Source organism: Tolypothrix sp. FACHB-123, assembly GCF_014697075.1.
Lineage (GTDB): Bacteria > Cyanobacteriota > Cyanobacteriia > Cyanobacteriales > Nostocaceae > Aulosira.
On the sequence record NZ_JACJRE010000012.1, the window covers coordinates 38,702 to 57,207 of the forward strand.

17 protein-coding genes and 1 pseudogene are annotated in these 18,506 nt (G+C 40.9%); 12 read left to right on the top strand and 6 right to left on the bottom strand.

Going from position 1 to position 18,506, the window contains the following annotated elements; genetic code table 11:
- Window positions 1-88: 88 nt before the first annotated feature.
- Complete coding sequence (locus H6G41_RS10760; RefSeq protein WP_190746189.1) at window positions 89-640, top strand: Spy/CpxP family protein refolding chaperone; 552 nt, start codon at window positions 89-91, stop codon at window positions 638-640.
- Window positions 641-1,004: 364 nt separating this feature from the next.
- On the opposite strand, the gene hemL is transcribed toward H6G41_RS10760, so the two are convergent.
- Complete coding sequence (gene hemL, locus H6G41_RS10765; RefSeq protein WP_190746190.1) at window positions 1,005-2,303, bottom strand: glutamate-1-semialdehyde 2,1-aminomutase; 1,299 nt, start codon at window positions 2,301-2,303, stop codon at window positions 1,005-1,007.
- A gap of 107 nt (window positions 2,304-2,410) precedes the next feature.
- Here hemL and H6G41_RS10770 point away from each other — a divergent pair, with 107 nt between their 5' ends.
- The 5 genes and pseudogenes from H6G41_RS10770 to H6G41_RS10790 form a co-directional block, all read left to right on the top strand.
- Window positions 2,411-2,599 (top strand): ChaB family protein, encoded by a 189-nt coding sequence (locus tag H6G41_RS10770; protein ID WP_190746191.1) that lies wholly within the window; start codon window positions 2,411-2,413, stop codon window positions 2,597-2,599.
- 100 nt (window positions 2,600-2,699) lie between these two features.
- Window positions 2,700-3,350 (top strand): bifunctional phosphoribosyl-AMP cyclohydrolase/phosphoribosyl-ATP diphosphatase HisIE, encoded by a 651-nt coding sequence (gene hisIE, locus H6G41_RS10775; protein ID WP_190746192.1) that lies wholly within the window; start codon window positions 2,700-2,702, stop codon window positions 3,348-3,350.
- Window positions 3,351-3,401: 51 nt separating this feature from the next.
- Window positions 3,402-3,554: a hypothetical protein gene (locus H6G41_RS10780; RefSeq protein ID WP_190746193.1), complete on the top strand. Its 153-nt coding sequence runs from the start codon at window positions 3,402-3,404 to the stop codon at window positions 3,552-3,554.
- A 527-nt stretch (window positions 3,555-4,081) separates the two neighbouring features.
- On the top strand, window positions 4,082-4,279 hold the full coding sequence (locus H6G41_RS10785; RefSeq protein ID WP_190746194.1) for a DUF2811 domain-containing protein: 198 nt from the start codon (window positions 4,082-4,084) through the stop codon (window positions 4,277-4,279).
- A gap of 326 nt (window positions 4,280-4,605) precedes the next feature.
- Window positions 4,606-4,884, top strand: a pseudogene (locus tag H6G41_RS10790) (zinc ribbon domain-containing protein); the annotation flags it as partial.
- Between the two features lie 613 nt (window positions 4,885-5,497).
- On the opposite strand, the gene H6G41_RS10795 reads toward H6G41_RS10790, so the two are convergent.
- Window positions 5,498-6,217, bottom strand: a complete 720-nt coding sequence (locus H6G41_RS10795) for a response regulator transcription factor (RefSeq protein ID WP_190746195.1) — start codon at window positions 6,215-6,217, stop codon at window positions 5,498-5,500.
- Window positions 6,218-6,898: 681 nt separating this feature from the next.
- On the opposite strand from H6G41_RS10795, the gene H6G41_RS10800 reads away from it, so the two are divergent.
- Window positions 6,899-7,525: a CPP1-like family protein gene (locus tag H6G41_RS10800; protein WP_190746196.1), complete on the top strand. Its 627-nt coding sequence runs from the start codon at window positions 6,899-6,901 to the stop codon at window positions 7,523-7,525.
- A 146-nt stretch (window positions 7,526-7,671) separates the two neighbouring features.
- Here the strand turns inward: H6G41_RS10800 and H6G41_RS10805 are convergent, their stop codons facing one another.
- The 3 genes from H6G41_RS10805 to H6G41_RS10815 all read right to left on the bottom strand — a co-directional run bounded on the left by H6G41_RS10805 (window position 7,672) and on the right by H6G41_RS10815 (window position 11,000).
- On the bottom strand, window positions 7,672-8,385 hold the full coding sequence (locus H6G41_RS10805; protein WP_190746197.1) for an HAD family hydrolase: 714 nt from the start codon (window positions 8,383-8,385) through the stop codon (window positions 7,672-7,674).
- 146 nt (window positions 8,386-8,531) lie between these two features.
- Window positions 8,532-9,821 (bottom strand): NYN domain-containing protein, encoded by a 1,290-nt coding sequence (locus H6G41_RS10810; RefSeq protein ID WP_190746198.1) that lies wholly within the window; start codon window positions 9,819-9,821, stop codon window positions 8,532-8,534.
- Between the two features lie 396 nt (window positions 9,822-10,217).
- Window positions 10,218-11,000, bottom strand: a complete 783-nt coding sequence (locus tag H6G41_RS10815; RefSeq protein ID WP_190746199.1) for a phosphate ABC transporter ATP-binding protein — start codon at window positions 10,998-11,000, stop codon at window positions 10,218-10,220.
- 558 nt (window positions 11,001-11,558) lie between these two features.
- Here H6G41_RS10815 and H6G41_RS10820 point away from each other — a divergent pair.
- From H6G41_RS10820 to H6G41_RS10840, 5 genes are all read left to right on the top strand, one after another.
- Window positions 11,559-12,563: a PstS family phosphate ABC transporter substrate-binding protein gene (locus tag H6G41_RS10820; protein WP_190746200.1), complete on the top strand. Its 1,005-nt coding sequence runs from the start codon at window positions 11,559-11,561 to the stop codon at window positions 12,561-12,563.
- Window positions 12,564-12,840: 277 nt separating this feature from the next.
- Window positions 12,841-13,755 carry a phosphate ABC transporter permease subunit PstC gene (gene pstC, locus H6G41_RS10825; protein ID WP_190746271.1) on the top strand — a complete coding sequence of 305 codons (915 nt, stop codon included), beginning with the start codon at window positions 12,841-12,843 and terminating at the stop codon, window positions 13,753-13,755.
- Between the two features lie 47 nt (window positions 13,756-13,802).
- Window positions 13,803-14,729, top strand: coding sequence for a phosphate ABC transporter permease PstA (gene pstA / locus H6G41_RS10830; protein WP_190746201.1), 927 nt, complete (start codon window positions 13,803-13,805; stop codon window positions 14,727-14,729).
- Complete coding sequence (gene pstB / locus H6G41_RS10835) at window positions 14,723-15,517, top strand: phosphate ABC transporter ATP-binding protein PstB (protein WP_190746202.1); 795 nt, start codon at window positions 14,723-14,725, stop codon at window positions 15,515-15,517. Before pstA ends, pstB begins: the two co-directional genes overlap by 7 nt.
- Before the next feature lie 511 nt (window positions 15,518-16,028).
- Entirely contained in the window at window positions 16,029-17,537 is a 1,509-nt protein-coding gene (locus tag H6G41_RS10840; protein WP_190746203.1) for a UbiD family decarboxylase, read from the top strand.
- A gap of 143 nt (window positions 17,538-17,680) precedes the next feature.
- Here H6G41_RS10840 and H6G41_RS10845 read toward each other — a convergent pair whose 3' ends face one another.
- On the bottom strand, window positions 17,681-18,343 hold the full coding sequence (locus tag H6G41_RS10845) for a CAP domain-containing protein (RefSeq protein WP_190746204.1): 663 nt from the start codon (window positions 18,341-18,343) through the stop codon (window positions 17,681-17,683).
- Between the last annotated feature and the right edge of the window lie 163 nt (window positions 18,344-18,506).

An 18,506-nucleotide genomic window follows, 5' to 3' on the forward strand; every position in this document is an offset into this window, starting at 1 on the left:
TGTAGTCGTGACTTTCTCCCCATGTGATTTTTGGTAATGAGTTCTTATGATGGTGACATCAAACAGCAAAACACACACGAGGTCATCCATGAAAGCCAAAAAGTTATCATTAATAGCTAGTGCGATCGCTTTAACTTTAACAGCCATTCCTTTTACCGCTCAAGCCCAACGCGGTAGTGGTTCACACTTCAAAGTCTCACAAGCCACAAACCAACAAACTCCACGTAAAGGAGGTTGGGATCAGCTAGGACTAACAGATACACAAAAAACCCAAATTCAAGCAATTAAACGCGATACCCGCAACCAAATAGAGCAAATTGTTCTTAGTAGAGTAAACTTTACCCAAGAACAAAGAGATAAATTAAATGAATTAAAAGCACAAAGAGATCAAGGTCAACAAGCTCCGCGTCAAAGAGGTGAGCGTGGTAAGAAAGGAGGGTTTGCTGGACTGAATCTAACTGAAGAGCAAAAAACCCAACTGAAGCAAGTCATGCAGTCTTCTGAAGTTAGACAAATCATGCAGTCATCGCAACAAAAAATTCAAGCATTACTCACTCCAGAACAACAGCAAAAAATGCAACAAATGCGCGAAAATGGACGCGCGCGTTGGCAACAAAGACAACAACGCAATCCTAATTAAGGTACACAACAATAGACAGGGACTAGGGACTAGGGACTAGGGACTAGGGGCTAGGGGAAAGAGATTTTCGCGTTCTTCTTTGCGTCTTTGCGCCTACCGCAAGCGGAACGCCTAGCGGCGAATGCGTGAGATTTTCAAATGAATACTCAACAACGCCAAAATCCAAAATATTTATGCAAGAAGTTTAATAAACCGCAAAATCTTGAATCTGGCATAAAAATCAGCAACCCCACTCTATTTAGGGTGGGGTTGTTTTCTTAGCAGCAAGGCTTTTATTTACCAGGGATCATGAACTACGTACAATAGGAAGAAAATTTTTCTTCCCTAGCCCCTAGCTCCTAGTCCCTAGCCCCTCACACATAGCCTACAAACTAGATAGCACTTCCCGCGCCACAGCTATAGTCTGCTCAATATCTTCGTCAGTGTGCGCCAAAGAAGTAAATCCAGCTTCAAATTGAGAAGGAGCCAGATAAATACCCTGTTCTAGCATCCCGCGATGAAAACGTCCGAATTTGGCTGTATCGGAGCTTTTCGCATCTTCGTAGTTATGCACCGGGCCAGCTGTAAAGAATAAGCCAAACATAGCGCTGATATGACCGCCACAAGCCGCATGACCGGTTTCTTGCGCGACTTGCAACAAGCCATCGGCTAGCTTTTGGGTGATTTTTTCCAAATACTCATAAGTACCTGGTTTTTGCAGCAATTCTAGGGTTTTAATTCCTGCTGTCATCGCCAAAGGATTACCAGACAGAGTTCCCGCTTGATAAACAGGGCCGGCTGGGGCAATCATAGACATAATATCGCGACGACCGCCATAAGCGCCTACTGGTAAGCCACCACCAATCACCTTACCCAAGGTGGTTAAATCGGGGGTAATGCCAAATTTCTCTTGCGCGCCACCATAAGCGATGCGGAAGCCTGTCATTACTTCGTCAAAGACTAATAAAGCCCCATTTTCTTGGGTAAGTTCTCTCAATCCTTCCAAGAAGCCAGCATCAGGAGTAATAAACCCAGCATTACCCACCACTGGCTCTAAAATCACCCCAGCAATTTGATCGGGGTTTTCGGCAAATAAAGCTTTAACAGCTTCTAAATCGTTGAAAGGTGCGGTTAAAGTATTGACAGTTGCTGATTTAGGTACGCCTGGGGAGTCGGGTAAGCCAAGGGTAGCTACACCAGATCCCGCCTTGACTAGAAACATGTCGGCGTGACCGTGATAGCAGCCTTCAAACTTGATGATTTTTTCCCGATTTGTAAACGCCCGCATCAGGCGCAGCACAGCCATACAAGCTTCTGTCCCAGAATTGACAAATCTGACCATTTCAATGCTGGGTACGGCATCAATCACCATTTCTGCGAGAACATTTTCTAAGGCAGAAGGCGCACCAAAGCTTGTGCCTTTTTCTAAGGCTTCATGAAGGGCTGCAATCACTTCTGGATGAGCATGGCCACAAATTGCCGGCCCCCAAGTACCCACGTAGTCAATGTATTGGTTGCCGTCTACATCCCAAATGTATGCGCCTTTAACGCGATCAAAAACAATTGGTTGTCCACCTACTGATTTGAATGCACGCACGGGAGAACTAACGCCTCCGGGCATAAGATTTTGAGCAGCAGCGAAGATTTCTTGTGATTTGGTTGTTTTAATCGTCGTATTTACCAAGGTTCTCTCCTAAATCAGTGGCAATAAAAAGCTCTATCTCAGGATAGGGTGAAAAACTGCTTAGAACATCTATCGTATAGAATTATAGGAACCAAAAAAATAACGTTATGTTATACAAGTCAAATCAAGACTTGCCTTTAGAAATTAGAAATCGATTGCCTGAAGCATACCAAGATATTTACCGAGCGGCGTTTAACTCGGCAATTCATTGGTATGGTGAAGCTACAAAGGCTCATCAAGTCGCTTTAAGTGCAGTTAAAATGCAGTCTGCTATGGATAAAAAAGTTCTCGTTTAAGAGAACATCAGCAGCTGCAATTACGAAAAGCGTATCAGATGCCCTATTGAGAATGGTATCGTGAATCAATGAATCATTCTCACTGAATAAATTAGCTGGTATGTCTTCTACAGAACCCAATTCACTACACCACGCCATCCCTGTGGAAAAAATTAAATATGATGCGCAAGGTTTAGTGCCAGCAATTATCCAAGATTATCTAGATGGCACCGTCTTAATGATGGCGTGGATGAATCGGGAGTCTTTACAAAAAACTTTAGAAACTGGAGAAACTTGGTTTTGGAGTCGTTCCCGTCAGGAATTCTGGCATAAGGGAGCGACTTCTGGTCATATCCAGAAGGTACACAGTATCCGTTATGACTGTGATAGTGATGCCCTCCTTATCGGTGTAGAACAGATAGGAGATGTGGCTTGTCATACGGGAGAACGCAGTTGCTTTCATCAAGTGGAAGGACAAATTGTGGCACCACCAGGAGATACATTGTCACAATTATTTCAGGTAATCTGCGATCGCCGCGATCGCCCTACAGAAAATTCCTACACTTGTCAGCTATTTGCTGGTGGCGATAACAAAATTTTGAAAAAGATAGGCGAAGAAACGGCTGAAGTAGTTATGGCTTTTAAAGATGATGATGCCGATGCGATCGCTGGAGAAGTCGCAGATTTGCTCTACCATACTCTAGTTGCTATAGCACATCACCAAGTCGATGTCAAGGATGTTTACCGGAAGTTACAAAAACGTCGGCGGTAAACATTGGTGCGATGCGGAAGGGGACAAGGGGGACAAGGTAGATAGTTATCAATGCCCCATACCCCATTCCCAATGCCCCAAGTCGGCGGGCGGGGGTTCATCCCACCTTTGAAGAAGTGGGCTATCGAGCGCCGACTTTCTGTAAAGCCTGTACCTATTTCCGAAAGGAACCTACCAACGATCAATATCCCCACAGGACTCTGAAGTTGGGAAAGCCATAAAGATTAGCGATCTTGGGGTGCAAATTCTAAAAGCTTAAATTTCGTGCAAAGAAAATGTTTTTGTAATTCTTATCATTCACAAGTATTTTCCTCACAGATTCCACAGAGTTTCCACAGCCACTTTCCCAGTTTTCCACAGATCCCCCACGAGTTAATCAACTCTTCCCATCCTCCTGGGGATTTTTTATTTCCTACCCTAGGGAATTTCAGTGACTGAGTTTTCATAAAGTTATGTAACAAAAAACTTCTTTAAACCCTTATTATTCCGTTGCGTTTTACTTTTTATACCACCGTTTTTAACATTTCGCAGCATTGACAAACCCACCCCCTCATAGCGCACAATGATTCGGCTTGCTGTTTTAGTTCGTTGCATCGCTGACATCAACTGTGTAAAATTACCTTAAATGTTGGCGGAGATTGTCAGGCAGGTGAAAGATTGCTTATGCCGCCTCTGGCTACTGACTGCAAGCAACTGGTACCTCTTGATTGACCTCAGAGGAGGAAAATCTCATGAACACAACGGTTAACATTTTTACAGAAATCCCAGAAACACTTCACGAATCGCTGAAAACCTATTTAGATACGCATCCAGACTGGGATCAAAACCGAGTATTAACGGCAGCCTTGTCACTGTTTTTACTCCAAAATGGCGAAAGCGATCGCCGTGCTGCTCGTGTTTACCTAGAAACCCTGTTTCATCACAGCTAAGTTACTGTGCATCGCATATGCACGTTCTTGGCTGAAGACAGTCATTTGTCATTTGCCCGTGTTTACAAATATGACGCAGTTTCCAGGCTTGTGCTTTGTTTGTAAATACAAATGACTAATGACTCAGCACAACTACTCATCTTAAAATGTGGGTCTGTTTGAGTTATTGAATGTTTGCTAGCTAAAATTTTGTCGCTGATATTTATATTGATGAGATGTCAGCACAAAACTATAGCATGGCTAGTATATTAAATGAAGCCAGAAGACTTTAAACAGATGTTAACAAAGGAGAATCAGGAAGGGGTTCAAGGAAAGAGAAAACTGAGAACTATGACACATCGCAGGAATGCTCTAATTGTGGTGCTATAGTCCACAAATTTCTATCCACAAGAACTCATGTTTGTGAATGTGGATTTGTACTGGATAGAGATTGGAATGCTGCCATCAATATTCTGAAATTAGCCTTGAGTACGGTATGGCATACCGGAACTTCGGTTCGGCTTCGCTCACCGAGCGTAGTCGAGGTGAACGCTTCAGGAGATTCGACCTCTACTCATGCTGGTGAGTCAGCGCGTTGCGGGGGTTCCCCCCGTTGTAGCGACTGACGAACCCGTAAGGGAGAAGTCTTGTATGAGCAAGCTGGGTCTATGATTGAAGAATTTTCGCCCTTCTAGGGCGGAGAGTGTCAAAAACCGATGAAGCAAAATCTCCCATCAAGCTTATACCAATTTGAAAAAAGAATGCGACAGATGGTAGGGGCATTGGCATTGCCATGCCCTCTAAAATATATTGATGTGCCGCAAACACTATTTAAATTGGTATTATTTCCGTGATGGTGAAAGTGCCAATACGTTAATAATCTGCTATCTCTGGGCAGACTGAGCTATTAAAAATTTTAAGTAGCACTGACCCTAAAAGTCAGAGTCTCAGCTAACCTTTATACAACAAACTAAAATTAATCCTCCGCAAGGAGGATTTTTTATGAACTGGAGTGCTTATTTATTTGTACTTTCTTAAAGAATGAGTATTATCCTGTCAGCCAATATATTCTGATTCAAATCAGATATATCCCGATCTGGTATTTATAAATTTAGGGAAGTAGTTTCAACGAATATATTCACCTAGGCAGTTAGCCAAGGCAAAAAGCTCATCAATGTTGACAATTTAGCCCTTAGTCAAAAGTCAAGAGTTAAAAACTCTGGACTATAGACTAAAAACTTAAGAATTGACTTCCAATTGTGGCGAGTGAGTTGGGCTTTCAAACTTATACCCTACACCACGTACTGTCTGAATTAATGCAGGCTGGCTCGCATCAATTTCTATTTTTTTGCGAATTTGACCGATATGTACATCAACAACCCGTTGGTCGCCAACATACTCGTAATCCCAGACCTCTTGAATCAGTTCTGCACGCCGCCATACTCGACCTGGATGGCTAGCTAAAAAATGTAACAAATCAAATTCCAACGCAGTTAAGGGTACTGGTTGGTTATTCAGTGCGACTTCCCGGCGTACTGGATCGATCATCAGCTTTTCAAATACCAGACGTTTTTGTTCAGCTGTGGTGACAACTCGCTGACGCCTTAAGATAGCGGCTACTCTGACTTCTAGTTCTCCCAATCCAAAGGGTTTGGTGAGATAGTCATCAGCGCCTTTAGCAAAGCCACGAATTTTGTCAGCTTCGTCAGCGCGGCTAGTCAGCATGAGCACAAAAACACCATTACGGCTTTGCATCTCTTGGCAGAGGTTAAACCCAATCACATCTGGTAAATTTACATCTAAAATCACCAAATCGGGGTTAAATTGCTCAAATAGAGCTAAGGCTGTTTTACCATCCTCAGCAGCTTCTACTTGATAGCTCTGCTTCATCAAAAAGCGTTGGATTAAATTCCGAACCGCAGGGTCGTCGTCAACTACAAGAATCTTGGCAGGAGCCATGACCATCACTTTGCACAAAAATTCTAAGGATTTACAGGAGTTTTGCGTAAAAACGCAGTTTCCACTTTGGGATTTAGTTAAGAATCTACAAGGCTAAGAGATGCATTTCCTGATTACCTACTTAATCATAGTCTAATCAAGATTCCGGACAACTAAACTTGTAGGCAAACTTGCCTGGATGTTGAGCAAGTTCTGCTATTTTCTGAATTTTTGTCCAGTCAGCAATGCTTTTGACCTTAGCCACAGTCATCTAGTAAACTAGAATGCTCTCCCTTCCCAGAAATGGTAATCTAAATTGTTTCAATCTTAAATCGATATGCCGATTGAGACCAGTGATTATAACCAAACTCATTCATGAAAACTTCATCAGAATCGGTTAAGTCACTCAAATTGCCACAAGAAAAGTAATTTTTTCATAAAAATAGCTATTTAGGTATTCCTAGTTCAAATTCTAGGTTAGAGCTAGAACTAGGTAACGACATGAGGGGATACACGGAGTTATGGCAATATGTTAAAGTGACTTATAGTTAAAATTCCCAAGTCGATCAAACTAACCCATGCTACTATCCTGGTAGGGCATAAAATTTTGATCGGCATCTGGGTGAAGATCAAAATAAAACCTAAAGTTGTATTTCCGTCAACAAAAGACTGCCGCTGACCGAGGCTGAAGTATAAACTCCCATGAGCGATCAAAATCCCTACGAAAAACTTGGGGTCTCAGAAGATGCTAGCTTCGATGAAATTCAAGATGCTCGCAATCGCCTGATGGAGCAACATATTGGCGATGGCAAGAGTACTGAAGTAATTGAAGCGGCTTACGACGCGATTTTAATGGATCGCTTGCGAATGCGCCAGGAAGGTAAAATTAAAGTCCCTGAGCGAATTCGATTTCCAGAAACTCGAGTGCAATCGCTTCCCAAAGAAAGCCCAACTAAGAGTGAGCAGTCGCCAGCATGGCTGCAACGCATGTTAGATAGGCCAACCCCTACTGATGTGCTGCTACCTGGAGCTTGGTATTTGGGTTTAAGTGCTGCCAGTGTATTTTACCCAGCTACAGGCGATCAAGTGTTGCAGTTAGCATTAGTGGTTGGGGTGGGAATTAGTATTTACTTTCTCAATCGCAAGGAGGGTAAATTTGGTCGAGCAGTTTTATTTACACTGCTTGGGCTAATAATTGGCTTAATTGTCGGGGGACTTGTTGCTAACTGGCTTTTGTCACAAGTAGCATTTATTAATATATCGTCAGAGCAGTTTTCTACAGTACTGACGTTTATATTGTTGTGGTTAGTTAGTAGCTTTTTACGTTAGCTTCACAGCACAGCTTACCCGATTTTATTATTGCTAAAGCTGCTTAATTCTAATGTGTAAAAATTTCGGGTTTTTTATGGCTAACGGGTAATAGATATTCTATTACCCGTTAGTTATTATTGATACCAATAATATTTAATCAGCTACTACGGAATGTAAATTGGTTGTGGTTGGGATAATTTACCTTCTAGAATCAAATTTACAGCGGTACTCAAATCGCGAACAATTAAGTCGGGTTGGTAAAATTCTAGTTGAGCGCGATCGCGGATACCAGACTCAACAGCGATCGCTTTAATACCATGTTTTTTCGCTGCTGTAATATCGGCTTCTGTATCTCCTATCATCCAGCTATCAGCCACAGCAGGTAGTTCTGCTATTGCTTTGGCCATTAATAACGGCTTATCCTCAATATCGCGGGTTTTCACATAATCGTTAGTTAAGCAGTAACAGCGATTCTCTGGGAAAAATCTCCCTAGCTGGAATTTTTGGAAAGCATAGTCTAGTTCCCAAACTCGCCGCATTGTCATTACAGCTAAATCGATACCTGCTTCCTGAATTTTTAACAGTGCTTCTACTGCACCAGGTACTAAAGTATCGTAGGCAAAGTAAGGTTCTGTATGGACTGTTTGTCGCCGTAGTTGAGCAAATTCAACCGCTTGTGCTTCATCTAATCCAGAGTTGAGCGCAATTTGTTTTTCCGGAACGCGCGATCGCTTTAATTGCCAAAATTCTACCTTAGAAAGTTCTTGTACTGCTTGATCGGAGCGTCGGGTTTTTTCTAAGCAAAATTGATAAACACGGTAGTAACGTTCGGAAACATCAACTATAGGGCCGTCGAAGTCAGTAATTAGTCTTAGCATCGGCGGAAACAAGCATGTTAAATTTTATTAAATTATCTCACATTTTGTCATTAGTCAGTAGGGGCGAGTTTATTGAGAATTATCGTTGATCAGTGAGGATTTTTGTGAACCTGCCCGTACAGTTGTCAACAGTCAACAGTCAACAGTCAACTATCAACAGACTTCAGTACTTCATATTCTCGGCCACGCGGTTGTAAGGTAAAGTGAGGAGATGATTGCAAAAATTTAGTAAAATTACTACCTAGTTTTAACTTTTTCACAATTGAATTTGGCGATTGTCCGCATATTTTCTGTAACTCTGTACCTAGTTTGGATACAGATAATTTGGTTTGAGGAGATTGGGCTTGCATATTATCAAAAATATCTAGCAGTAACTTTTCTAAATCTGCTTTGGATGTAATTTCCTGTGGTGGAATCGATGCGATCGCAGTATTTACTGTTGCTATTAAATTCTCGTTATCAGAGGATACTGTGGTTTTTGCTTCTAAAGTAGAATTGTTGTGGTTAAATTCTAGATTACATCTTTCTTGAAAAAGATTGGCGATCGTTGTTAGGTTGTTCAATCGAGAACTAATTGATTCTTGCTCAGCTTTAATTAAATCTTCAATTTTATCAACTACTCCTATTAACGAAGGAATTTCCGTTGCGAGTGGTACAGAGTAGAAAATAAACTTTCCTGTATTGCGATTTTCGATATGTAAAGTTTGCGATTGTCTGCGAACCCAATATACAGTTAAACCTTGATTTTGCAGTTCATTGCAGAGGTGGGTTAAAATTCCATCTCCCGAACAGACAAAGATTTCTTTAACTGTAGGATAAGAACGCAATAAACACGCGCCAAATGCAATCATTTTCGCATCAGCGCCGTCTTTACCATCAGGGACATGAAAAAGTTGATAACCACGCTCATATAATTCTGTATCTTGTTTACCATTGCTAGGAGTTTTCCAATTAGCAAAGGCGATTTTTACTTGCAGAGGATAATTACCAATACTGGCTAAAAATTCCTCAGCAGCAATATCTATCTTGAGATTTTCTGCATCTAAAAGTAATAAAGAAATTTCTGTTATTGATTGAGGTTGAATATGAATATTTGGGCTAATTTTTTGGATTAACTGCTTAAATGCAGCAGATTCTAGGAATTGTGGGGATAAAAAAGTTTGTATTAGTTCTTGGGCTAAACTTACAGCCAGAGATGGGGAAATGCTGTTTGTACTTGTCTCGGCTGAGAAGTCTTCACTTAAAGACAGTTCTTTGACATCATCCAAAGGTAAATTACTATGTCCGTTACTATTCCCAACCAACTGCTGCTCCGGATAATTAAGTAATACAGGTGCAAAGAATTGTTTTCGGCAATTTTTGCACAAATAATACTGCTTACCATTTCTATGACCGTTTTTGCGATATGAAGTTGATTCGCATCGGGGGCATTTCATTTTGTTATTTGGTTGGTTTTGTGCTGATAATTACCTTTGAGTCTACAATTGGGAAAGTTTTATTTATAAATTTTAATATACCGCAGGTTGCATATTGATGGAATACCTGTTACAGACTTCTAAGTAGAAAAATCTTCCCTTGCTACTGTTGAGTGTTGAGTGTTGAGTGTTGAGTGTTGAGTGTTGAGTGTTGAGTGTTGAGTGTTGAAGGTTCACAGTTAACACTCAACAGTTAACGACTTGAAATGTAAACATAATTTGGCAGCAAACCTCTTGTTTTTTGTGATTCACAAATATGTTTAGTTATGCTATCTGCCAAGGTGTTGTGGCAAATACAAGTATCAATTAATTGCATATTCCATCTTACCTTGGTTCAGAATAGCAAAGTCAGATATATTAATTCATACGTGGTAAAACGTAGTCGCGGGTGCGGTAATCTGAGGGATTAGAAAAGAGTTTACTTGTACTACCAAATTCAACTAGGTTACTAGCCTGATTTTCGTTAAGACAAAAGAAAGCTGTAAAATCTGATATGCGAGTGACTTGCCGCATGTTGTGGCTAACAACCACTATTGTGTAATGAGAGCGTAAACTTTGGATTAACTCCTCGACTTTTGTGCTGGCGATGGGATCTAGTCCAAAACAAGGCTCATCCATTAAAAGAACTTTTGGCTTAACGGCTAACGCACGAGCAATACACAGACGTTGTTGTTGACCGCCAGAAAGATCCAAAGCAGATTTATGCAGTTTATTTTTGACTTCATCCCAAAGATGAGCGTTTTTAATAGCTGATTCGATAATTTCGTCTAATTCTGCTTTTGGTCGCCATCCTACAAGTTTGACCCCATAAGCAACATTATCATAAACGCTCATAGGAAAGAGATTTGGTTTTGGCAGTACCATACTAATTTGGCGGCGTACTCGATTTAAGTTAACACGACGCTCATAAATGTTTTGACCGAAAAACTCTACTTTGCCTTGAATGCGTATTTCTTCTGTTTCTAGTTCGCTTAAACGATTAAGAGATTTGAGAAAAGTCGTTTTACCACAATTAGTAGGGCCAATAATTGCAGTTACTCTGTCTTGGTAAATATCTATTGATATATCTTCAAGTATCTTTTTAGTGTCGTAATAAAAACTAAAATTGCTGACTCTTATGGCTGGTACTAATTTACTCATGGTCACCAAGACGTGATAGCAAACTTGACTAGATAGAATAGTTACAATTCCTTTGTCTATGAAATTATTTCTACTCTTTTATTGGTCAAACTTTTATAAAGTATTTGTAAATTCACAGATATAGGATTCATAGTTGATTTGAAATCTACGTAGTTGGGCAATACCCACCATATCAGAGTTTCGGTGAGCAATACCCACCCTACTGATTACCCTATAGATAGGGAAAGTTTTTCACCAAATCAAATCAAATTCCTATAAAAGCAAAAGTTTCTCACAGAGAGGTCTATGAAAAATACTTAAATAAGTAATGCGTTAATTGCATTTGATTTTTAAATACAGTCTCAAGCTGTTAATAAACAATTATTTTATTAGCGATCGCAACTTACCCTCCATATAACCGCTGGTTAACTTTTATATTACCTGAGTACGTCAAATTTCAGGCAGTGAACAGTTAATTAATATGTTCACAACTTTTTAACTTCAGGCAATTATTGTCCTTTGAGAGTGATTCGGTGGCAATCGAAGGTCTGATAAATTAGGAGTATCCTGGTGAACAAGATGAATTTTAAGCTTAACAGCTTGACAGTATTAGGTGTAACCTCAGTAGTAGCTGCCACTTTTGGATTAACAATGTCTGCGGTTCAATCCCAAGGTGTGAGCACAATTCAAATAGATGGTTCTAGTACTGTCTTTCCGATTACGGAAGCAGTAGCGGAGGATTTCCAAAAAGCTCAAGGCGGTAGAGTCAGAGTTACCGTGGGTGTTTCGGGTACTGGCGGTGGCTTTAAAAAGTTCTGTCGTGGTGAAACGGATATATCTAATGCTTCCCGTCCTATCCTGCAAAAAGAAATCAACGATTGCAAAGCTAATGGTGTTCGTTACATAGAATTACCAGTAGCATATGATGCTTTAACTGTTGTAGTTAACCCCCAGAATAATTGGGCAAAGAATCTGACAATTGCTGAACTTAAGAAGGTATGGGAACCTGGGGCACAAGGTAAGGTAAATAACTGGAGTCAAGTCCGTTCTGGATTTCCTAATGCACCATTGAAGTTGTTTGGCCCTGGGAGTAATTCTGGTACCTTTGACTACTTTACTGAAGCTGTGGTTGGTAAAGCTAAATCTAGTCGGGGAGATTTTACCGCTAGTGAAGACGACAACGTTCTAGTACAGGGTGTTTCCCGTGATAAGAATGCGTTGGGCTATTTCGGTTATGCTTACTATGCAGAAAATAGCAAAAGACTCAAAGCTGTAGCAGTTAACGGGGTGTTACCATCAGAAACTACCGTCAAAAATGGTACTTATACGCCTCTATCTCGCCCTCTGTTTATTTATGTCAGTTCCAAGTCTATTGATAAACCACAGGTGAAGCAGTTTGTGCAATTTTATTTGCGCAATGCTGGTAAGTTAGCTAAAGAAGTCAGATATGTGTCTCTGCCAAGTTCAGCTTACACTACAGCCCAAAGCCACTTCAATAAAAAGAGATATGGTAGCGTATTTGGTGGTCAAGAAGCAGTTGGGATGAAGATTGACGAACTATTGCGTCGTGCAGCGAAAGAATAAAGTAATTGTTGAAATTTGAATTGGTATCGGGGAGGTTTTTACCTCTGTCGATTTGAATTGAACTTTATATAGCAATCTAAACTAGTCATGGGAAAGCAACGTACTTTGAATTTACGTATTTTCTCTGGGTTATTTGGGGATTGCTATACCAATTCAAATAATGTTTGCGATATCTCAATTATTCTTGAGGGCACAACATTGTTGTGTCCCTAGCTATCTGTTGCATTCTTGTTTCAAATCGGTTTTATATTTGCGAGAGCGATCGCTATCCTGTAACATGATTGGTGCTAAACCAACCCGACTTTCTCCCAAAGTATTACGCAATCTCCGAGAACGGACGATTGAGTTTGTTTTGTTTCTCGCAGCACTTTCGTCTGTGGTGACTACCATAGCGATTGTCGCCATATTAGTTTACGAATCCATACTGTTTTTTCAAAAAGTATCGCTCTGGGAATTTCTCACAGATACTCAATGGACGCCTTTATTTGATGACAAGCACTATGGTATTTGGCCTTTGGTATCTGGCACTTTAGTAACTACGGTGGTTGCTTTAATAGTCGCAATCCCACTGGGAACGATTATTGCTATTTATCTGAGTGAATTTGCACCACCGCTAGTGAGAGAAATTATCAAACCAGCTTTAGAATTATTAGCCGGGATTCCTACAGTAGTGTATGGCTATTTTGCCTTACTATTTGTTACGCCTTTATTACAGGTAATATTCCCCGAACTACCTGGATTTAATATGTTGAGTGCGGGTTTAGTCATTGGAACAATGATTATTCCCTATGTTAGTTCGTTGAGTGAAGATGCGATGCGAGCAGTACCCGCACATTTGCGCGAAGGTTCCTATGCAACTGGTGCTACCCGCTTGCAAACGGCTTTACGAGTTGTAGTACCAGCATCGATTTCGGGGATATCAGCAGCGTATATTTTGGGGATTTCCCGGGCTGTAGGTGAAACGATGATAGTCGCGATCGCAGCTGGTGGTCAACCCAACCTCACCTGGAACCCAATGGAACCAGCTGCAACTATGACTGCTTATATTGTCGCTGTCAGTTTAGGCGATTTACCACATGGCACTTTGGAATACGAAACTATCTTTGCTGTGGGGTTAACTCTGGTGCTGATGACTTTGGTATTTAATATCATTGGCCATTTTCTTGCTAAGCGCTATCGAGAGATTTATTAGGTTGTCATTGGTCATTAGTCATTGGTTAGTTAATTAAGAATTTCGTTATGGCGACCACTCAAAATATCCGGCGAATCCGCGCTGTTATCAATCGCAACAGGCTATCTGAATATATTTTTAGTATTGTGGGCTTGGTGTCAATGTTGGTGGGGATTATTACCCTATTCGCACTAATATTTGACTTATTTAGTGATGGGTTACCGCGTCTTTCTTGGGAGTTTTTTACTTCTTTTCCCAGTCGGAGGGCTGCAAATGCGGGGATTCTTTCGGCTTGGGTAGGAACACTTTTAGTCATGTTGGTGACGGCATCAGCGGCAATTCCTATTGGCATAGCGTCAGGAATTTATTTAGAAGAATATGCCCGCAAAAATTGGTTGGCTGATTTTATCGAGATAAATGTTACTAATTTGGCTGGCGTTCCTTCGATAATTTACGGTCTTTTGGCGCTGGGTTTATTTGTTTATGGCTTAAATTTAGGCTCTAGTATAGTCACTGCGGGATTAACATTAGCACTTTTAGTTTTACCTGTGGTTATTGTCACCACTCGTGAATCTTTACGGGCGATTCCTAATAGTATCCGCGAAGCTGCTTATGCTACTGGTGCTTCTAAATGGCAAATGATTTGGGATCATGTTTTACCTTATGCAACTGGTAGCATTCTTACAGGAATTATTGTGGCTTTAGCAAGGGCTATTGGCGAAACTGCACCGCTTGTGACTATTGGGGCACTAAATTTTATCGCTTTTCTGCCAGAATCACCAATTAAAAGTGAATTTCCGTTTATTTCTTTTGCTTGGTTATCATCAGCGTTTACTGTGATACCGATTCAAATGTTTGATTGGGTGTCTCGTCCGCAAGAAGCATTTCAAGCGAACGCCGCCGCTGCTGGGATTGTTTTGATAACTATGACTTTGGCTATGAATGCTGTAGCTATTTATTTCCGCTATCGTTTACGAAAGACAATCAAATGGTAGAAAAAAAATCTTCAACTGTAGAAAAACCGATTAAGGCTGCGGTTAATTATCTTAATTTTTACTATGGGGGTAAAGTCCACGCCCTCAAAGATATTAATTTGCCTATTACTGAGAAACAAGTAACAGCATTGATTGGCCCTTCGGGATGTGGTAAAACTACTTTGTTACGTTGTTTCAATCGGATGCATGACCTTTATCCGGGAAATCGTTATCGGGGAGAAATTAATTTAGCACCAGATGGAATTAATTTATTAAGTAATAAAGTTGATCCGATTGAAGTGCGGATGCGGATTAGTATGGTGTTTCAAAGACCAAATCCTTTTCCGAAGTCAATTTACGAAAATGTGGCTTATGGTTTGCGGGTGCGAGGTGAAACAAAACGCAGTGTTATTGATGAAAAAGTCGAGAAAGCTTTGCGTGGTGCTGCTTTGTGGGATGAAGTTAAAGATAGATTGCGGGATTTAGCTTCTAACCTTTCTGGTGGTCAACAACAGCGTCTTTGTATTGCTCGTGCTTTAGCAACTGACCCAGAGATTGTTTTATTTGATGAACCAACATCTGCTTTAGATCCGATCGCAACTTCTAGCATTGAAGAGTTAATTGCCCAACTCAAGCAAACAGTAACAATTTTAATTGTCACTCACAATATGCAGCAAGCAGCCCGTGTTTCTGACTATACGGCGTTTATGTATTTGGGCGAGTTGGTAGAATTTGACAGAACAGAGGCAATTTTTAATTATCCTGCCAATAAAAAAACCGCAGATTATGTCAGTGGGTTATTTGGTTAAGGGAAAAATAGCGATCGCAACTCCGCTTAAATAAACTCCGGTTCAATGTAGCCTAAATTACTAGCAACTTTTACACATAAATAAACCCAGCAGGTATCTGATAAGCAGACTTCCTGCCAGGGTTGTGTTTTATATTCTGGCCATGTTTGATCTGGTTAACGCTTATTTGTAATAAATAATGCTTTATCCTTATTTAGGTTAACCAAATTGTGCAGTATTGGTAGTTAAGAAAAGTAAAGAAATTGGTTAAGTTGTTGTTAAAAAATATTTACGCGGCAAAAGAATTTCTCTAGAGGTTTATGTAATTAATTTTCTGGAATTGGGAGTCAGCACAAAGGCTGTGGCAAAATTTACCAACTAAAGCCTTAATGTCATTTCTCATCGCTTTTGATCATCCTCCTTACCTCCCTCATCTTCCGACTGCGATCGCCTGCGGTGTGAAACGGCGAAGAATAGCTAATAATATAAGAGAACGCTTCACAGTTCTTAACTATTCAGCTTTACTAAAACAATGGCGAGAGATTTGCGGGGATTTATCAAACTTCTGGAAGAAAGAGGGCAATTAAAGCGAATTTCTGCTTTAGTGGACTCAGATTTAGAGATTGCGGAGATTTCTAACCGGATGCTGCAACAAGGCGGGCCGGGCTTACTGTTTGAAAATGTCAAAGGCGCATCCTTCCCGGTGGCGGTGAATTTGATGGGAACTGTGGAAAGGATCTGCTGGGCGATGAATATGCAGCAGCCACAAGAGTTAGAAACTCTGGGTAAAAAGTTGAGTATGCTGCAACAACCCAAACCACCGAAGAAGATTTCCCAAGCCATCGATTTTGGTAAGGTGCTGTTTGATGTCCTGAAAGCTAAACCAGGACGCGACTTTTTCCCCGCCTGTCAGCAGGTGGTAGTTCAAGGAGACGATTTAGATTTAACTAAGTTGCCTTTGATACGTCCTTATCCAGGTGATGCTGGCAAGATTATTACCTTAGGGCTAGTAATTACAAAGGATTGTGAGACTGGTACGCCCAATGTGGGTGTGTATCGCTTGCAACTACAATCAAAAAATACCATGACCGTACATTGGTTATCGGTGCGGGGTGGGGCGAGACATTTACGCAAAGCCGCAGAACGCGGTAAAAAATTAGAAATTGCGATCGCTCTTGGTGTAGATCCTTTAATTATTATGGCAGCCGCTACGCCCATACCCGTAGATTTATCAGAATGGCTATTTGCTGGGCTTTATGGCGGTTCTGGGGTGCAGTTGGCTAAGTGTAAGACTGTAGATTTAGAAGTTCCCGCAGACTCAGAATTTGTTTTAGAAGGAACAATTACACCAGGGGAAATGTTACCGGATGGCCCCTTTGGCGACCACATGGGATATTACGGCGGTGTGGAAGATTCGCCATTAATTCGCTTTGGGTGCATGACACACCGCAAAGATCCGATTTACTTAACAACATTTAGCGGTCGTCCACCCAAAGAAGAAGCGATGATGGCGATCGCACTTAATCGGATTTATACACCAATTTTACGGCAACAAGTCTCCGAAATTGTCGATTTCTTTCTACCAATGGAAGCTTTGAGTTACAAAGCCGCGATTATTTCCATTGATAAAGCATATCCCGGACAGGCACGACGAGCAGCTTTGGCGTTTTGGAGTGCTTTACCCCAATTTACTTACACCAAGTTTGTGATTGTGGTCGATAAAGATATCAATATTCGCGATCCCCGCCAAGTTGTCTGGGCGATTAGTTCTAAAGTTGACCCCACCAGGGATGTATTTATCTTACCAAATACACCCTTTGATACCTTAGATTTTGCCAGCGAGAAAATTGGTTTAGGTGGACGCATGGGAATTGATGCTACTACCAAAATTCCCCCAGAAACTGACCACGAATGGGGCGCGCCACTAGAATCAGATTCCGATGTAGCGGCGATGGTTGATAGACGCTGGGCTGAATATGGGTTAGCAGATTTGCAATTAGGTGAAGTTGACCCAAATTTGTTTGGCTACGATATGAAGTGATACCAATTCAAAATAATTCGTAATTACGAATTATTAATTACGAATAGACTTCCAAATCAAAAAACATCCAACTATTAATTTACCAAGTAGGGGCGAGGTCACCCCACCCCTACAATTTGGGATAATTTATTTTTTGGAGTTTACTAATCGCTAAACATTTGCACTGCATAAATCCGCCCATCTAGTCCAGTTACAATTCCATAACCAAATTTGCTGTATTCAACAGTGAGGAGGTTTTCCCGATGTCCATTACTATACATCCAACCCCGTTGAAACTTTTCTGCTTCCCCGTAAGTTAAACCAAAACCTTGGGTTTTTCCTTTGACAATGTTTTCGCCAACGCCAACCCGGCGACTACCACCAACTGCAAGATAGCGATCACGCGGACGCATACCTTCAGGAGAGGTATGATTAAAATAATTGCGCTTGAGCATATCCTCTGCATGAAGTTGCGCTGCTAAAGAAAGTAGAGGATCTTCGCGTAAAGCTGACAAACTATTTAAATTGCGATCGCGATTTACTAAATCTAAAGCAAAAGTTCTGATTTCTGGTAGAGAACGCAATTGTTCTGCATTCCAGATTGTAGCTTTTGGTTTACCTATTTTCCAGTCTGCACCGCCTTCGCCATTATCAAGACCACCAGAAAGAACTTTTTTCAAAGAAAATTCGCTGACAAAATAGTGAATATCGAGAGGGTGTCCTCGTAAAGCCTGGTTCACAAAATGAAAAGTAGGGCTAGAAACTAAAAGCGCCGTAAATAAGAGAACGTATCTCCACCAAATATTAACTTTGTTCTCTGTCTTCATTTTATTTATCCAAGCTTTGGGGATGCACAGACAATTTAGTAGATGCTACAGTTGTGTGCGGTTCAACTTCGCAAACCCTGAGCGATATTAATACCAATTATTGACTATTTGACAAAAGTCTTAAACTCTAGAACTTATGAGATTTAAGAATTTCCTAATTATG